Origin of the sequence: Paracoccus sp. NFXS7, assembly GCF_040148865.1 — a bacterium.
Classification (GTDB): domain Bacteria; phylum Pseudomonadota; class Alphaproteobacteria; order Rhodobacterales; family Rhodobacteraceae; genus Paracoccus; species Paracoccus marcusii.
Genome location: NZ_JAKEKV010000002.1, coordinates 166,424 through 179,681 on the forward strand (window position 1 = coordinate 166,424; position 13,258 = coordinate 179,681).

At 69.4% G+C, this 13,258-nt stretch carries 12 protein-coding genes; 8 read left to right on the top strand and 4 right to left on the bottom strand.

Going from position 1 to position 13,258, the window contains the following annotated elements:
• Positions 1–18 precede the first annotated feature (18 nt).
• Complete coding sequence (gene glgB, locus LZ686_RS05500) at positions 19–2,202, bottom strand: 1,4-alpha-glucan branching protein GlgB (RefSeq protein ID WP_349547204.1); 2,184 nt, start codon at positions 2,200–2,202, stop codon at positions 19–21.
• Positions 2,203–2,319: 117 nt separating this feature from the next.
• Here glgB and LZ686_RS05505 point away from each other — a divergent pair, with 117 nt between their 5' ends.
• Positions 2,320–3,924 (top strand): alpha-glucosidase, encoded by a 1,605-nt coding sequence (locus LZ686_RS05505; protein ID WP_349547347.1) that lies wholly within the window; start codon positions 2,320–2,322, stop codon positions 3,922–3,924.
• A 19-nt stretch (positions 3,925–3,943) separates the two neighbouring features.
• On the opposite strand, the gene LZ686_RS05510 is transcribed toward LZ686_RS05505, so the two are convergent.
• Together LZ686_RS05510 and LZ686_RS05515 are read right to left on the bottom strand one after the other, a co-directional pair.
• Positions 3,944–4,132, bottom strand: a complete 189-nt coding sequence (locus LZ686_RS05510; RefSeq protein ID WP_045981566.1) for a hypothetical protein — start codon at positions 4,130–4,132, stop codon at positions 3,944–3,946.
• A complete protein-coding gene (locus LZ686_RS05515) occupies positions 4,129–5,103 on the bottom strand; it encodes a LysR family transcriptional regulator (protein ID WP_127897656.1) in 975 nt (324 codons plus the stop codon). Before LZ686_RS05515 ends, LZ686_RS05510 begins: the two co-directional genes overlap by 4 nt.
• Before the next feature lie 120 nt (positions 5,104–5,223).
• Here LZ686_RS05515 and LZ686_RS05520 point away from each other — a divergent pair, with 120 nt between their 5' ends.
• From LZ686_RS05520 to LZ686_RS05530, 3 genes are read left to right on the top strand one after another with little or no spacing between them, the layout of a single operon-like run.
• Positions 5,224–6,156 (top strand): ring-cleaving dioxygenase, encoded by a 933-nt coding sequence (locus LZ686_RS05520; RefSeq protein WP_295167589.1) that lies wholly within the window; start codon positions 5,224–5,226, stop codon positions 6,154–6,156.
• A 17-nt stretch (positions 6,157–6,173) separates the two neighbouring features.
• Positions 6,174–6,728, top strand: a complete 555-nt coding sequence (locus tag LZ686_RS05525; RefSeq protein ID WP_349547205.1) for an NADPH-dependent FMN reductase — start codon at positions 6,174–6,176, stop codon at positions 6,726–6,728.
• Entirely contained in the window at positions 6,725–7,480 is a 756-nt protein-coding gene (locus tag LZ686_RS05530) for a VOC family protein (RefSeq protein WP_349547206.1), read from the top strand. Before LZ686_RS05525 ends, LZ686_RS05530 begins: the two co-directional genes overlap by 4 nt.
• A 67-nt stretch (positions 7,481–7,547) precedes the next feature.
• Here the strand turns inward: LZ686_RS05530 and LZ686_RS05535 are convergent, their stop codons facing one another.
• Positions 7,548–9,044: a VOC family protein gene (locus tag LZ686_RS05535; RefSeq protein ID WP_349547207.1), complete on the bottom strand. Its 1,497-nt coding sequence runs from the start codon at positions 9,042–9,044 to the stop codon at positions 7,548–7,550.
• Positions 9,045–9,197: 153 nt separating this feature from the next.
• Between LZ686_RS05535 and LZ686_RS05540 the strand changes: the two genes are divergently transcribed.
• From LZ686_RS05540 to LZ686_RS05555, 4 genes are read left to right on the top strand one after another with little or no spacing between them, the layout of a single operon-like run.
• The gene (locus LZ686_RS05540; RefSeq protein ID WP_349547208.1) at positions 9,198–10,130 is read left to right on the top strand and encodes a pirin family protein; all 933 of its coding nucleotides are present in this window, start codon (positions 9,198–9,200) and stop codon (positions 10,128–10,130) included.
• An 11-nt stretch (positions 10,131–10,141) separates the two neighbouring features.
• The gene (locus LZ686_RS05545) at positions 10,142–10,684 is read left to right on the top strand and encodes a DUF924 family protein (protein ID WP_127897650.1); all 543 of its coding nucleotides are present in this window, start codon (positions 10,142–10,144) and stop codon (positions 10,682–10,684) included.
• An 8-nt stretch (positions 10,685–10,692) separates the two neighbouring features.
• Complete coding sequence (locus tag LZ686_RS05550; RefSeq protein ID WP_349547348.1) at positions 10,693–11,748, top strand: histone deacetylase family protein; 1,056 nt, start codon at positions 10,693–10,695, stop codon at positions 11,746–11,748.
• A 34-nt stretch (positions 11,749–11,782) separates the two neighbouring features.
• Positions 11,783–13,249 carry an asparaginase domain-containing protein gene (locus tag LZ686_RS05555; protein WP_349547209.1) on the top strand — a complete coding sequence of 489 codons (1,467 nt, stop codon included), beginning with the start codon at positions 11,783–11,785 and terminating at the stop codon, positions 13,247–13,249.
• The last annotated feature ends 9 nt before the right edge of the window (positions 13,250–13,258 follow it).

Below are 13,258 nucleotides of genomic sequence, written 5' to 3' on the forward strand. Positions count from 1 at the left end.
CTCTCCTCCCTCATGATTTCAGCCTGCCGCCACGAAGATCACCACGGACAGGGGCGGCAGGGTCACAGCCATCGAAGCCGGCTGACCGTCCTGCGGTTCCCCGTCCGCCACGACGCCGCCCAGATTGCCCATGCCGCTGCCGCCATAGGCGGTGGCATCGGTGTTCACCGCCTCGCGCCAGCGCCCCGCCTGCGGCACGCCGATGCGGAAACCGGGGCGCGGCACGGGGGTGAAGTTGCAGACCACCACCACCGGCGGATCGCCCGCATCGCCACGCCGGATCCAGGAATAGGTCGACTGCGCGGGATCGGTCGCGATCCACTGGAACCCCTCGGGCTCGGCATCCTTGACGTGCAGGGCGGGGGTGTCGCGGTAAAGGCCGTTCAGGTCGCGCACCAGCGCCTGCACGCCCTGGTGCATCGGCTGGCCGGCGGCGTGCCAGTTCAGCTCTCCGTTATGGTTCCACTCCTCGGGCTGGCCGAACTCGCAGCCCATGAACAGCAGCTTTTTCCCCGGATGCCCCCACATGAAGCCGTAATAGGCGCGCAGGTTCGCGAACTGCTGCCATTCGTCGCCGGGCATCTTGTGCAGCAGGCTGCCCTTGCCGTGAACGACCTCGTCATGGCTGATCGGCAGGATGAAGTTCTCGGTGAACGCATACATCAGCCCGAAACTCATCAGGTCGTGGTGATAGCGGCGATGCACCGGATCGCGGCTCATGTAGCGGAGGGTGTCGTTCATCCACCCCATGTTCCACTTGAACCCGAACCCCAGGCCCCCAGCATGGACAGGGGCCGAGACCTTGGGAAACGAGGTGCTCTCCTCGGCCACGGTCATGATGCCTGGCTGTTCGCCATAGGCCTCGATGTTCATCTGCTGCAGGAACGCGATCGCCTCGTAGTTCTCGCGCCCGCCATCCTTGTTGGGCACCCATTCGCCAGCCTTGCGGGAATAGTCGCGGTACAGCATCGACGCCACCGCATCCACGCGCAGCCCGTCGATATGGTATTCGTCCAGCCAATAGACGGCGTTCGCGGTCAGGAAATTCTGCACCTCGATCCGGCCATAGTTATAGATCAGGGTGTTCCAGTCCTGATGAAACCCCTCGCGCGGGTCGGCATGTTCGTAAAGCTCGGTCCCGTCGAAGCGGGCTAGGCCATGCGCGTCGGTCGGGAAATGCCCCGGCACCCAGTCCAGCAGCACCCCCAGCCCCGCCTGGTGCGCCGCATCGACCAGGTCGCGGAACTCATGCGGCGGGCCGAACCGGATCGTCGGCGCATAAAGGCCCACCGGCTGATAGCCCCATGACCCGTCAAACGGAAATTCGCTGACCGGCATCAGCTCCAGATGGGTGAAGCCCATGTCCTTGGCATAGGCGACCAGATCCCGCGCCATCTCCTGATAGGAGAGCGGCCGCCCGCCATCGTCGTACTTGCGCCGCCAGCTGCCCGGATGGACCTCATAGATGCTGATGGGGGCGCGGCGATCCTGCGCCCGCGCGCGCCGCGCCATCCATTCGGCGTCCTTCCAGCCATAGCCGGTGATGTCGCGCACCACGCTGGCCTTCTCGGGCGGATGCTGGCTGCCGAAACCCACCGGGTCGGCCTTCAGCATGACCCCGCCATGGGCGTCCAGAACCTCGTACTTGTAGAGGGTGCCCTCGCCCAGGCCGGGCAGGAAGATCTCCCAGAACCCCTGGCCCACGCGGCGCATCGGATGACGTCGGCCGTCCCACCCGTTGAACTGGCCCACGACCGACACCCGCCGCGCATTGGGCGCCCAGACCGCAAAGCGGGTCCCTGCGACGCCCTGATGGGTGGTCACATGCGCGCCCAGCACCTGCCACAGCCGCTTGTGCGTGCCTTCGGCCAGCAGGTGCAGGTCCATCTCGCCCAGCACGGGCGCGAACCGATAGGGGTCGTCAAAGGTCCATTCGACGCCGCCGCCCGACCGGGCCTTCAGCCGATAGGGACCGGCCGGGATCGGGCCGGCGAACAGATCGCCCGCCACGCGCGGCAGATCCGTCTCTCCATCGGGCCCCACGGCCGACAGTGCGGCCAGGTCAGGGTGATAGACGGTCAGCCACTGACCGTCGCCGAACGGGCGCGGTCCCAGAATTGAAAACGGTTGCGAACATCGCCCCTGGGCCAGCAGGGCCTGATCTTCGGGGCTAACATGCGGAGGATTCTTGCTTTTGTCCATGCGGCCCACCTTAGCCCGATCACAGATTCGGGCAATCGTCTGGTTAACGCTAACACCTCCTTTTTGATCCCGCTATAGTCATCCGCGACGACAGGATTTTCTGGAAAGGTATCGATGATGGCGGAATGGTGGCGCGACGCGGTGATCTATCAGATCTATCCCCGCAGTTTTCAGGACAGTGACGGCGACGGCATCGGCGACCTGCCGGGCATCACGCGCCGGCTGGACCATGTGGCGGGCCTTGGTGTGGATGCGATCTGGCTGTCGCCCTACTTCACCTCGCCGCAGAAGGACATGGGCTATGACGTGTCCGACTATACCGGCGTCGACCCGCTGTTCGGCAGCATGGCCGATTTCGACGCCATGGTCGCCCGCGCGCACGCGCTGGGCCTGAAGGTCATCATCGACCAGGTCATCAGCCATTCCAGCGACAAGCATCCCTGGTTCGAGGAGAGCCGCCGCGACCGCACCAACCCCAAGGCCGACTGGTATGTCTGGGCCGACCCCAAGCCCGACGGCACGCCGCCCACGAACTGGCCCTCCGTCTTCGGCGGCCCGGCCTGGGAATGGGAGCCGCGCCGGCGCCAGTACTACCTGCACAACTTCCTGATCGAGCAGCCCGACCTGAACATGTGGAACCCCGCGGTCCAGGACGCCCTGCTGGACACGATGCGTTTCTGGCTGGATCGCGGCGTCGACGGGTTCCGGCTGGACACGGTCAACTACTACTTCCACGACGCCAAGCTGCGCGACAACCCGCCCAATCCCGACCACAAGGGCCCCGAGACCTACGGCTTTCAGCGCCACGTCCATTCCAAGAACCAGCCCGAGAACATCGCCTTCTTGGAACGCATGCGCGCGCTGACCGACGAATACGACGCTCGCATGATGGTCGGAGAGGTCGGCGACGGCGGCCAGACCGCCATCGACATCATGGGCGACTATACCCAGGGCGATGACCGCCTGCACATGTGCTACAGCTTCGAGATGCTCAGCCCCGACTTCACCGCGCGCCATTTCCGGCACACGATCGAGGGCGTGCACGATCATGCCCCGGACAGCCATTCCTGCTGGTCCTTCTCGAACCACGACGTGATCCGGCACGTGTCCCGTTGGGCCGACCATGCGCAATCCCCCGAGGCGCTGGCACGGCAGGCGGCGGCGATGCTGCTGTCCTTCCCCGGCACGATCTGCCTCTATCAGGGAGAGGAGCTGGGCCAGACCGAGACGACCCTGGTCTATGAGGAACTGACCGACCCACCTGCCCTGCGCTTCTGGCCCGAGGTCAAGGGCCGCGACGGCTGCCGCACGCCGATGGTCTGGGATCAGGGCGAACCGCATGCGGGGTTCTCGGACGCGGCGCCTTGGCTGCCGGTCAAGGACGACCAGGCGGTCCGCGCCGTGGCGCATCAGCAGAACAGCAACGACAGCGTGCTGGCCGCCTATCGCGGCACGATCGCCTTCCGCAAGGCGTCCGATGCGCTGCGCTTCGGCAAGACCGCCTTCCTGGACATGCCCGAACCGATCCTGGCCTTCCGCCGCGACCATGACGGGCAGGCGCTGACGGCGGTGTTCAACCTGTCGCGCACGCCCCTGTCGGTGGCGGTCGCGGGCGATACCGACCTCAGCGGCCCGGTCAACGCCACGCTGGAGGGCGGCACGCTGCACCTGCCGGCGAACGGCTTCGCCTGGCTGACGGGTGTGCCGGCGCTGACCGCCTAAGATACGGGTGGCTGGGGCCTCAGGGCTCCGGCCGCCGCCACACGAACAGGGCCAGCCCCAGATAGATCCCCGCGGCCCCGAACAGCATGGCCCAGGCAGGACTGCCCGACCACAGCTCCACCCCCGCCCAGATCAGTGGCAGCATCACGCAGATCACCCGCACCCACAGCGGGCGAAAGAACGGCGCATCGGGATCTACCAGCTTCATGGCACACCTTCCAGGGGCTTGGGGGGGCGGGGGGTCCGGGGGGCTGGCCCCCCGGCCGTCGCGGGACGCACCAGGCCGCGCTGCCATGGCGGGTCCTCGGCAAAGGCCGCCGCGATGTGATCGACAAAGGCGCGTGTCTTGCGGGGCAGCGGCCGGATCGGCGGCCAGACCACGCTGATCGGCAGCGGGTCCTGCGCCAGGTCCGGCAGCACCTGCACCAGCCGCCCGTCGCGCAGCGCGTCATGAACGATAAACAGCGGAAGCAGCGCTAGGCCCAACCCGCCGATGGCCAGATCGCGCATCGCCTCGCCGTTGTTGGCCGACACCCGGCTTTGCCGGGGCGGCGCGACCTGGGCGCCAAAGGGCCAGATCTCGGCCAGCCGCGCGTTCAGGTATCCGATGACCTCGTGCCCCGCCAGATCGCCGGGCGCCCCGACCGCGCCGTGCTGCGCCAGGTAATCGGGACTGGCCACCAGGGCGCGCGGATCCTCGCACAGGCGGCGCGCCATCAGGCTGCTGTCCTTCAGATGCCCGATGCGCAGCCCCAGATCGAACCCCGCCCGCCCCAGGTCCATATGCCGGTCATCGTAATCCAGCACGATCTCCAGCCCCGGATGGGCGCGCGCGAAACCCGCGATCACCGGGCCCAGGTGGCGGATGCCGAAACTCATCGGCGCCGCGATGGCCAGCCGCCCGCGCAGCGCGGCCTCGGGCGCGGCGGCGCTTTCGGTGGCGGCGACCAGTTCGGCCAGCGCCGGGCGCAACCGTTCGGCCAGGGACAGCGCGCTGTCGGTGGGCGCGATGCGCCCGGCATGCCGGGTGAACAGCGCGACGCCCAACGCGGCCTCGAAATCGGTGATCCGCTTGCTGACCACGGATTTCGACAGGTCCGACCGCGCCGCGGCACCCGAGATGCTGCCCGCATCCAGCACCGACAGAAAGGTCCGGATATCCGTGATCGTCCAGGTCATGGCGCACCCTAGCACGCCGCCGGTCGTTCGCAAGAACCGAACGCGGCGTTGCCGCGCGCGTGGGTGCCGCGAACGCCCCGCCTGCGCCATATTCCCTTCAAGCAAGGAAAGGAGCCTGCCATGCAGCTGACCGGAATCCATCACCTGACGGCGATCACCGCCAATGCGCGGGGCAACAACCAGTTCTATACCCAGACCCTTGGCCTGCGCCGGGTCAAGAAGACCGTGAACCAGGACGACACCTCGGCCTATCATCTGTTCTTCGCGGACGGGGCGGGCAGCCCCGGCACCGACATCACCTTCTTCGACTGGCCCGCCGCGCCCGAACGTCGCGGCACGAATGCGATCACCCGGACGGGGCTACGCGTGGGCGCGGACAGCCTGGATTACTGGGCCGACCGCCTGTCGGGCTTGGCCGGCAAGATCACCACGCTGGACGGCCGCCCGACCCTGGATGTCGAGGACCCCGAGGGTCAGCGCCTGCGCCTGATCGCCGCCCCCACCCCGGCGGGCCAGCCCTGGGATCGCAGCGACGTGCCCGCCGAACACCAGATTCGCGGGCTGGGGCCGATCACCATCTCGGTTCCCGAACTGGCCCCGACCCAGGCCGTGCTGACCCAGGTCATGAACATGCGCCTGGTGCGCGACTATGCCAGCCCCGATGGCCAGGGCCAGGTCCATGTCTTCGAGATGGGCGAGGGTGGTGCCGCGGCCGAACTGCATGTCGCGGTCCAGCCCGGCCTACCGCAGGCGCGCCAGGGCGCGGGCGGGGTGCATCACGTGGCCTTCCGCGTGCCCGATACCGCCGCCCTGACCGCCTGGACCGACCGCGTGGCCCGGTTCCGCGTACCCAGCAGCGGCGAGGTCGAGCGGTTCTATTTCCGGTCGTTGTATTTCCGCGAGCCCGGCGGCAATCTGTTCGAACTGGCGACCGACGGGCCGGGCTTCGACGTGGACGAACCCTTCGAGACGATGGGCGAGGGCCTGTCCCTGCCCCCCTTCCTGGAGGGCAAGCGCCAGCAGATCGAGGCCGGGCTGAAACCCCTGGCCTGAACGCAAGGAGAGACGCGATGACCACGATCCTGGGACTTTCCGGCAGCCTGCGTCGGGCATCGCTGAATTCCGGCCTGCTTCGGGCGGCGGCCGAGGCCGCCCCCGAGGGTGTGACGATCACCATCGGCGACATCGCGCAGGTGCCGCTCTATGACGGCGACCTGGAGGCCGCGTCGGGCATTCCCGCCGCGGTCACGACCCTGACCGACCAGCTGGCGGCCGCGGACGGGCTGCTGCTGGTCAGCCCTGAATACAACAACGGCGTGCCGGGCGTGCTGAAGAACGTCATCGACTGGATGTCGCGCGGCCAGGGCATGGCCGTCTTCAAGGGCAAGCCCGTGGCCGTCATCGGCGCCTCTCCAGGCAATTTCGGAACCGCGCATGCGCAGTCGCACTGGCTGCCGGTGCTGCGGATGCTGGCCACCCGCCCGTGGTGGGAAGGACGGCTGATGGTGTCGCGCGCGGGCGATCTGTTCGACGACCAGGGCAACCTGACGGACGACAAGACCCGCGAAAGGCTGGCCGAATTTGTGGCGGGCTTTGCCGGCTCGATCGGCAGCGGCCGGTCATGACCGGCATCGCCCATGTCGCGCTGACCGTGCGCGACCTGCCCGGCATGGCGCGGTTCTATCAGACCGCGCTTGGGCTGGAGCCGATGGGCGGGGACGGGGCACAGCGCGATCTGGGCGCGGGCGGGCAGGTGCTGATCCGCCTGTCGGGCGATCCCGCCGCCATCCCGCGCGATCCGCGTGACGCGGGCCTGTTCCACACCGCCTTCCTGCTGCCCGACCGCGCGGCCCTGGGCCGCTGGCTGCGCCATGCCGCCGATACGGGCGTGCGGCTGACCGGCGCATCGGATCACGATGTCAGCGAGGCGCTGTATCTGGACGACCCCGAAGGCAACGGCATCGAGATTTATCGCGACCGGCCTGCCTCGGACTGGACCCGCGACGGCGACCGCGTGCGGATGGTCACCGAACGGCTGGACCTGAACGATCTTGCGGCCGCCGCGGACGGGCCCTGGCAGGGCGCGCCCGCCGGGACCCAAATCGGCCATGTCCACCTGCAGGTCGGGGCGATGGACGCGGCCGATGACTTCATGCAGGGCACGCTTGGCCTGACGCGCACCCATGATGCGCCGGGCGGGGGCTGGTACGGCTGGAACGGCTATCACCACCATCTGGCCGCGAATGTCTGGAACAGCCGGGGGGCCGGTCCCCGCCCCAACGGCCGGACCGGGCTGGATCACGTCGCCTTGACCGGATTTCCGGAGAAATCGGCGGCCGTGGCGGACCCGTTCGGGAACCGGTTCGAATTTGTCTGAGTTATAGCGCCGTACACAGTCTGACCAGTGCGCCCCGCCTCCGGCCAAGACCGGAGGCGGGGCTTTTTCATGCCCCGGGGCTGGCCATCCAGGCGCTGGCCGCGGCCAGGTCCTCGGGGGCGATCTCGTGTCCCGCCGCGATCGTGCGGGCGTCCAGATCGGCCCCGCTTGCGGCCAGCCAGTCGTTCAGCGCCGGGGCGTAATGCCCATAGGGGTCGCGCGCCCCCTGCAGCGTCAGAACCCGGACCCCCGACAGGTCGGCCCGTGGCACCGGGTCCAGCACCAGCATCGGCCGGATCAGGATCGCCCGCGCGATCAGCCCCGGATGCAGCGCCATCACCGCCCCCGCAAAGTTTGCGCCGTTCGAATAGCCCAGCACCATCAGCCGCGCGGGGTCGAGGCCATAGGCCGCCATCGCACCCTCCCAGAAGCCGGCAAAGGCCGCGGCTTCGGACCGGATGTCGTCCTGGTCAAAGCTGGCCATCGACAGGCGCCGGAAGAACCGGGCGACGCCCTCCTCGGTCGACCGGCCGCGCAGGCCCAGCAGGGTGGCGCGCGGCGCGATGCGATGCGCCAGCGGCATCAGGTCGGATTCCGATCCGCCGGTGCCGTGCAGCAGCAGGATCACCGACCCGTCTGCATCGTCGGGGGTGTGGATCCGGTGGATGAAGGGCAGATCGCGCATGGGGGTCCTTTCCTCGCCCGGGCGGGCGAATTGCGGCAGGCGCAGCCGCAGGTCGGTGTCGTCGGTCATGTGCGGCGGGACCTTCAGGGTCCGGCCAAGGTCGTCCTCGTCCACGGCCATGCCTGGACCGTCGGTCGCCAGTTCGATCAGGATGCCCGCAGGATCGCGGACATAGAGAGAGGTGAAGTACAGCCGATCATGGACCGTCACATCCCTCAGGGCGGCCCGGTGCGCGTCGATCGCCGCGACATCGGGCACGCGCAGGGCGACATGGTCGATCACACCGGTTCCCGGAATGCCCGGCACGAACCCTGCCGTGTCGCGGATGTCGATCGCGTCGCGGCTTGATGCCAGGCGCGTCACGCCGCCTTCGATGCCCTGGGGGGCATAGCCGAAGCGCGCCAGGAACGCCGCCGTGGCCGGGGCGTCCTGCGACCACAGGGTCACGCCCTGCAGGCGGGCGGGGGCCGCGGGCCAGCCGGTATCGGGGATGTCCCCGCCCACCAGCTTGACGATGATCCCGTCCGGGTCGCGCAGGCGCAGGACCGGCGCACCGAATTCGCGGACCGGCCCCTCGACGCGCAAGCCGCGCTGCATGGCGCGGGTCAGCCAGTCGCCGATCCGCGCGCGGGGGATGGCCAAGGCGATCTCGGCCACCTGTCCGTGTCCCACGCGACCGGGCCCGCCGTCCTGCCAGACCAGGAAGCTGACCAGCGACCCGGGCTCGCCCGTGGCATCGCCATAGAACAGATGCAGCTGTTCGGCATCCTCGAACCCCGCGGTCTGCTTGACCAGCGACAGGCCCAGAAAGCCCATCCAGAAATCGACATTGGCCTGCACGTCGCGCGTGATGGCCGTCACGTGATGAAGTCCCGTCATGGCGACCTCCTTTCAGGATCCAACATGCCCGTGGCGGTCGTTCGGCGCCACGGGGGTCGTGCGCAACCCGGCGTTCGCACGAACCGAACGCCTGCACGCTTGCCCGATGGCCCGCAAACCCCCACCCTTGGGAACAGCACAGGAGAGAACGCCATGAGCTGGAACCCCGCCCTGACCCCCGGATGCCCCGACGCCGTCGGCGCCGATGCCATCGAGACACTGATCATCCCCCGCGCCCGCGACCTGGGCGGGTTCGAGGTGCGCCGCGCCCTGCCCGCCCCCAAACGCCAGATGGTGGGGCCGTTCATCTTCTTCGACCAGATGGGCCCGGCGGAATTCCTGACCGACCAGGGCATCGACGTGCGCCCGCACCCCCATATCGGGCTGGGCACGGTCACCTATCTGTATCGCGGCAGCTTTCAGCATCGGGACAGCACCGGCGCGGATCAGATCATCACGCCCGGCGCGCTGAACTGGATGGTCGCAGGCCGTGGCGTGACCCATTCCGAACGCAGCCCCGAGGCCGTGCGCGCCGGGCCCAGCAGCCTGCTGGGGATCCAGACCTGGATCGCCCTGCCGGAGACGCATGAGGACATCGCCCCCAGCTTCGAGCATCACGCGGCGGACGCCCTGCCCGAGATCCGCGACCAGGGGATCGAGGCGCGGCTGATCCTGGGCCGCGCCTATGGCGAGACAGCGCCCGCGACGATGCATTCCGACACGTTCTATCTGGACGTGACGCTTGCCGCCCGCGCCCGCTTTCCCCTGCCCGTCGATCACGAGGATCGGGGGATCTACATCACCGAGGGCAGCGTCAGCATCGCCGGGCAGGAATTCCAGGCCGGCCAGATGATGGTGTTCCGCCCCGGCGACGCGATCACGGTGGCGGCGGGCGACCGGGGCGCACGGCTGATGGCGCTTGGCGGTGCCACGCTGAACGGGCCGCGCCACATCTGGTGGAACTTCGTCGCGTCGTCGCGCGAACGGATCGAGGCCGCGAAACAGGAATGGCGCGAGGCGCGTTGGGGGCAAGGACGGTTCGACCTGCCGCCGGGCGACCGCGACGAACACATCCCCTTGCCGTGACGGAGAGACACATGCCCAAGACCCCCCACGAGGTGCTGGAGTTCTGGTTTTCGGACCAGATGCGCCCCTATTGGTTCGCCAAGTCGGACGACATCGACCGCGACATCGCCGCCCGTTTCAGCGACACCTACGAGGCCGCGCATGCGGGGCGGCTGGACGACTGGATGGACGCGCCCGACAGCGCGCTGGCTCTGGTGATCGTGCTGGACCAGTTCCCGCGCAACATCTATCGCGGCGGGCCGCGCAGCTTCGAATCGAACGACCTGGCGCTGCGCCACGCGCGGACCGCGCTGGACATGGGCCATGACGTGGGCCAGGCCCCCGACCGGCGGCAGTTCTTCTACCTGCCGTTCATGCACAGCGAGGATCTGGCCGACCAGACCCGGTCGGTGGCGCTGTACGAAGACCTGGGCAACGACCATTCGCTGCATTTCGCGCGCGAGCATCGCGACATCGTCGAACGCTTCGGCCGCTTTCCGCATCGCAACGCGATCCTGGGCCGCGACAGCACCCCCGAGGAGGCGGAGTTCCTGAAGACGCATAGCGGCTTCTGATCTTGCCGATGCGGCGCGGGCGTCCTAGCCTGCGCCGCATGGACAGCCTGCCCTGCTTTTACGCACCCGACACCGCCGCCCACGATCCCCGGTTCTGGATGCTGCGCGGGGTGCCGATGGCGAACAAGGAAACCGCCGAACGTGCGGACCGCCTGCTGGCGGGCATCGCCGCCGCGGGGTTGACCGCGACCGATCCGCCGGTGGCCGACCGCACCCCCATGCACGCGGTTCACACGGCGCGCTATCTGCACTTTCTGGAAACCGCATGGGACGAATGGCAGACGGCCCCCGGAGCGGGGGCCGAGGTCGTGGCCAACCTGCATCCGCAGAAGGCCGACCAGACCTATCCGTCGGGGATCACCGGGCGGGCAGGCTGGCACATGGCCGATACCGGCTGTCCGCTGGGGCAGCACACCTATGCGGCGGCGCTGCGCGGGGTGGACACCGCGCTGGCGGCCACCCACGCGGTGCTGGACGGGGCGGGCGCGGCCTATGCGCTGTGCCGCCCGCCGGGGCACCATGCCGATGCAGACACCGCGGCGGGGCACTGTTTCCTGAACAATTCCGCCATCGCCGCGCAGGCCCTGCGCGCGGTGCATGACCGCGTCGCCATCCTGGACATCGATGTCCATCACGGCAACGGCACGCAGCAGGTCTTCTTTGACCGTGCCGACGTGCTGACCGTGTCCGTTCATGTCGATCCGGACGCGTTCTATCCCTTCTATCTGGGCCATGCGCATGAAGTGGGGCCGGCCGGCACAAACCTGAACCTGCCGCTGCCCCTGGGATCAGACGATGCCGTCTGGCTGGACGCCATCGACCGCGCGCTGGACCGCATCGCGGGTTTCGCGCCGGGCGCGCTTGTCCTGGCCCTGGGGCTGGACGCGCACGAGAACGACCCGTTTCGCGGGCTGCGCGTCACCACCCCGGGTTTCGCCCGCGCCGCCGCCCGCATCCGCGCCGCGGGCCTGCCCACCGTCATCGTCCAGGAGGGCGGCTATCTGTCCGAGGATCTGACACACAACCTTGCCAGCTTTCTGCGGGGCTGGATCGGCACCGCCTGAGCGTTCTATAGCGGTCCGGGAACGGGGGACCCTCATGCGCATCTGCATCATCAACACGGGCGGCACGATCAGCAGCACGGGCCAGCCGCTGGCCCCCATGGCGGCGGCCCGCTTTGCCCGCGCCGCGCAGGATCTTCTGGGGCCGGCGCTGGCGGCGGCCCTGCCGGGGGACGTGCTGCATTTCGACACGGGACTGCGGTTTTCGGATGACGGGCCCGGAACGCTGGACAGCACCGACCTCCGCCCGTCCGACTGGTGCCGGATCGCGCGGCGGGTGCTGGCGCTCTATGCCGACCACGATGCCTTCGTGATCCTGCACGGCACCGACACGATGGATTACACCGGCGCGGCGCTGCCCCTGCTGCTGAACGTCTTCGACGATCTGGGGCTGGCCCGCGCGGCGCTGTCCAAGCCGGTGATCCTGACGGGCGCACAGCTGCCGCTGTTCACCGACACCCCCGCCGGGCTGGTCCTGAACGCGGGCAGCGATGCCCTGGCCAACCTGACCGGCGCACTGTCCTGCGCCCGCCTGCGCCTGCCCGAGGTCGCGATCTTCTTCGACGGACGCCTGCTGCGCGGGTGCCGCGCACTGAAGGTGTCGACGACACGCTTCAAGGCCTTTGACAGCCCGCATCTGGCGCCCCTGGCGGAACGCGGCATCGGCATCCGCCGGGGCACGGTCGCGCCCCTGCCCGGCCCCGCCGCGCCCGACCTTGCGCTGGACGCGCCCGCGGCCCATGCGCGGGCGATGGCCCAGCTGGACGCGGTGCAGGCCTGCATCGACGATCAGCGCGTGGTGCAGATCACGGCCGTGCCCGCCGATCACCGCGCCGCCGCCCCGATGCTGGCGCAGCAGGTGCGCGCGGCGCTGGACCAGGACGCGACCGGCCTGCTGCTGGAGGGGTTCGGCCCCGGCAATGTCCCCGCAGGAGATGGCGCGATGGCCCAGGTGCTGGCGGATGCGGACGTGCCCGTGCTGATCGCCAGCCGCGTGATCGGCGGGCAGGTTGGCGCGTTCGATTATGCCGCCGGGGCCTGGATCGCGGCGACAGGCGCCGTCGCGGGGGGCGACATGACGCCCGTCGCGGCGCTGGCCAAGATGGTGGTCCTGACCGCAGCGGCGCCCCATCACGGGTGGGACCGCGCCACGCTGGCCGCCCTGCTGGCGCGCGGGCTGACCGGGGAATGTGCGCCCACCGACCGGATGGACGGCCCGCTGTGGCCCGGACAGGTGCTGACCTGCGGCCCCGTGCGGCTGGAGAACGACCCCGATGCCGGGCCGCTGCTGATGCGGGGCGGCGCGGTCCTGTGGCAAGCGCCGGGGCCTGGCGTGCTGCGGATGCAGGGCGACCGGCTGGCGCTGATCGGTCACGACGGGGCGGTGCTGTGGTCCGGCCCCCCCGCCCCCGGCGCGGTGGCGATCCTGTCGGACGATCCTCCGGCGCTGCGCATGATCGACTCCGCCCATCGCGCCGCCCCCGTCACCGCGCTTGCGGGCTGACACCCGCCC

Excerpts from the sequence above, each read along its gene's own strand:
- LZ686_RS05520 (WP_295167589.1), top strand. The coding sequence starts at position 5,224 with ATGCAGCTGACCGGAATCCATCACCTGACGGCGATCACCGCCAATGCG.
- LZ686_RS05515 (WP_127897656.1), bottom strand. The coding sequence starts at position 5,103 with ATGACCTGGACGATCACGGATATCCGGACCTTTCTGTCGGTGCTGGAT.
- glgB (WP_349547204.1), bottom strand. The coding sequence starts at position 2,202 with ATGGACAAAAGCAAGAATCCTCCGCATGTTAGCCCCGAAGATCAGGCC.
- LZ686_RS05540 (WP_349547208.1), top strand. The coding sequence starts at position 9,198 with ATGAGCTGGAACCCCGCCCTGACCCCCGGATGCCCCGACGCCGTCGGC.
- LZ686_RS05510 (WP_045981566.1), bottom strand. The coding sequence starts at position 4,132 with ATGAAGCTGGTAGATCCCGATGCGCCGTTCTTTCGCCCGCTGTGGGTG.
- LZ686_RS05535 (WP_349547207.1), bottom strand. The coding sequence starts at position 9,044 with ATGACGGGACTTCATCACGTGACGGCCATCACGCGCGACGTGCAGGCC.
- LZ686_RS05550 (WP_349547348.1), top strand. The coding sequence starts at position 10,693 with ATGCGGCGCGGGCGTCCTAGCCTGCGCCGCATGGACAGCCTGCCCTGC.
- LZ686_RS05530 (WP_349547206.1), top strand. The coding sequence starts at position 6,725 with ATGACCGGCATCGCCCATGTCGCGCTGACCGTGCGCGACCTGCCCGGC.
- LZ686_RS05555 (WP_349547209.1), top strand. The coding sequence starts at position 11,783 with ATGCGCATCTGCATCATCAACACGGGCGGCACGATCAGCAGCACGGGC.
- LZ686_RS05545 (WP_127897650.1), top strand. The coding sequence starts at position 10,142 with ATGCCCAAGACCCCCCACGAGGTGCTGGAGTTCTGGTTTTCGGACCAG.
- LZ686_RS05525 (WP_349547205.1), top strand. The coding sequence starts at position 6,174 with ATGACCACGATCCTGGGACTTTCCGGCAGCCTGCGTCGGGCATCGCTG.
- LZ686_RS05505 (WP_349547347.1), top strand. The coding sequence starts at position 2,320 with ATGGCGGAATGGTGGCGCGACGCGGTGATCTATCAGATCTATCCCCGC.